The sequence below is a fragment of the Psychromonas antarctica genome, assembly GCF_022267535.1.
GTDB lineage: Bacteria > Pseudomonadota > Gammaproteobacteria > Enterobacterales > Psychromonadaceae > Psychromonas > Psychromonas antarctica.
On the sequence record NZ_JAHNZV010000199.1, the window covers coordinates 1 to 2782 of the forward strand.

Annotated in this window: 3 protein-coding genes; all 3 read right to left on the reverse strand. The window is 44.7% G+C overall.

Annotated elements, in window-relative coordinates:
* Nucleotides 1–123: 123 nt before the first annotated feature.
* Entirely contained in the window at nucleotides 124–1125 is a 1002-nt protein-coding gene (locus KSO91_RS16825; RefSeq protein WP_238744176.1) for a tyrosine-type recombinase/integrase, read from the reverse strand.
* Nucleotides 1122–2048, reverse strand: a complete 927-nt coding sequence (locus tag KSO91_RS16830; RefSeq protein WP_238744177.1) for a tyrosine-type recombinase/integrase — start codon at nucleotides 2046–2048, stop codon at nucleotides 1122–1124. Before KSO91_RS16830 ends, KSO91_RS16825 begins: the two co-directional genes overlap by 4 nt.
* Nucleotides 2045–2782 (reverse strand): site-specific integrase (locus KSO91_RS16835; protein ID WP_238744178.1); only part of this gene is annotated, 738 nt, incomplete at its 5' end. The genes KSO91_RS16835 and KSO91_RS16830, both read right to left, overlap by 4 nt.

A 2782-nucleotide genomic window follows, 5' to 3' on the forward strand; every position in this document is an offset into this window, starting at 1 on the left:
GGCGGTTTATACCGAAAGAAAAACTATGCCGAACACATGCTGTCCAATTTCATAAGTGTGCTGGTATTACTGTCATTTGACTGTAAGGATCCAGTTTCTATTCGGCATAGTTTAATCCTAGAACTACAGGCTGGTGAGAAAACTTAACAACTTATCGCTCGGTTTATAGTGAAGATCACTGTGCTTATTAAATGGCGCTATTTTCGCTAATGCCGCTTCCTTCAGTGCCATATGAGCATGTAAGTATCTTTGTGTCGTTTGTGTAGATTCATGTCCAAGCCACATCGCTATTACCGTGGTATCCACACCTGCGCTAAGCAGCTCCATTGCTGCGGTGTGTCGAAGCACATGAGGTGTTACATGTTTCTGCTTCAACGATGGGCATTGAATGCTGGCATTAGCAGCATGTTTCTTTACTAAATACTGCACACTGTCTGCACTAATACGATTGCCGTGTATTGTTGGAAACAGTATATCCTCTTCCATACCAGGAAGCGCTAACAGCCAAGTTTTCATGATACGAACAGCAGGCTTGGTTAAAGGAGTACTTCTTTCTTTGCGACCTTTGCCAAGACATCGGACGTGCGGCCCTTGGTCAAGAACTAGGGACGTACTATTGAGGCTGATGAGTTCAGAAAGACGCAACCCTGTCTGTAACGCTAAAAAAAGTAGAGCGTGATCACGATGGCCTATCCACGTCGTTTTATCCGGACTTGCCAGTAATGCCTCTATTTCCGTTCGTTCCAAGAAGTGGATCAGCCTCTGCTCATGTCGTTTACTAGGGATAACTAATACTCGCTGAATTTGTGCGCTATACCCAGGCTCTTCGTATTCTAAAAAGTGGAAAAATGAATGAATAGCAGTCAGACGTAAATTTCTTGTGCGAGCACTGATCACTCGGTGCTCCTCAAGATCATTAAGGAATGCGCTAACTAATTCTGCGTTGATATCTTCTAGCGTTAGCGCAGATGGCGATTTCCCTAGCTGTTTTTTTGCAAACACCAATAGCAGTCGAAATGTGTCTCGATAGGAGTATATCGTGTTGTGACTGACGCGTTTTTGATTGATTAAACGAATAGTAAACCAACGTTCAAGCAAGCACGGAAATGCGGTAGTGGCTTTCATAGTTCAGCCTCCCAACGTGTTTCTAGGCGACGCGCAGCAAGTTCCATTAGTTCTGGACAGGCAGATAAATACCAATAGGTATCACGCACACAACTGTGACCGAGGTAAGTAGACAATTTCGGTAGCAAGGTGTCTACCTTTTCTCCAGTTCTATACCATCGTAATAGCGTATTCACCGCAAAGCTGTGCCTAAAATCATGGATCCGTGGTCCTGAGCTAGCATTTGGGGTACGTAGTCCAATTTGTCGGGATAAACGTAAAAATACACGAGAAACATACTGCGGTAATAAACGGCCACCGCGCTCTGCTACCAAAAAGTACCCACTGCAAGGAGGGTTAATAAGTTCATCGCGGCGGCGATCATACTCGACTAGAATACGCTGAGTACTTATATGTATTGGGACGTAGCGTGATTTTCCAAACTTTGTATCGCGTACAGTGAGAATACAGTTCTCAAGATCTACATCTTGGCGTTTGAGAGTCAAAGCTTCGCTGATACGCAAACCTGTTGTCGGTAAAAGACCAAAGAGGCAATGGTATGTCCAGCGCCTTAATTTGTTTACTGGTTTAAGAGCTAATGCGGCCTCCAACAATGCTTGTATCTCAATATCAGAGTAAATGTACGGTTTAGCAGAGCCGCTATAGGGTAAAAGTCCAACCGGCGGTACCTCTGTGTGTATGTCCATTGCTTGCAAGTGCCGAGCAAACCCGCGAACATAGGCTAGTTTTATAGCCCAGCTAGCATTTTTTCCAGGCGATTGGGTTGCCCATTCAAGTGCAAGTTTGGTAGTGACAAAAGTACTACTGTACTGCTCCATAAAGGTAACGAAGCCTTCTAAATCTCTAGCTGGTTGAATAAACTTGTGGCCCAGTCCGCGTCTAAGTTCCACATATTCATGTAATATTTTACGTAAGGAGATCATTGTGCTACTCCCTGCCATGGCATGGCTAATGCTCTTAATCCATCAATATCAACTTTGGCATAAATACGTGTCGAATCATGGCTCTTATGGCGAAGTAGTTGACCAATTTCGGATAGTGAAGCACCTGCTTGAAGCAAGTTAGTTGCAAGGCTATGGCGAAAAATATGCGTCCCTCTATGCTTTAGTGTTAACTCGGCTCGCAGTAACGCTGCTTTAGCAATTTGTGAGATCCCAGCAGAGCTTGCAAACTGAGAATGTGGCGCCAATGAGCGTACAAAGACTGAGCGACTATCAGTCTTTGGCCGTGCGTTTTGTAAGTAATCTGATAGCGCCGCACCCACTTCAGGCAGCAAAGGCAAAGCAATAAGCGTTCGACCCTTTCCTCGAATGTTGAGGTTGCCGGCATGCCAGTTGATGTCATCTAACTTCAACAGAGCTATTTCATTCGCCCTCAGTCCTAGCCGACTTAATAGCATAAGTACTGCGTAATCCCTTAAGCCAACGGCACTGCTCGTGTCGCAACTGTTCAGCACCTTTTTAATTTGGTTAGATGATAGATGTTCAGGGAGGGTGGTTAGGCTCCATCTTCTGATACTAGGTACAGCAGAAGACAAATTGTAGGTTGTATACCCCTTATATAAAAGATACCTAGCGAACGCGCGTAGTGTCCAACACATATTTTTTGCAGAGCTAGGGCTTTGGTTATGTGCGTGTTGCACTAGAAATCGCCTTAC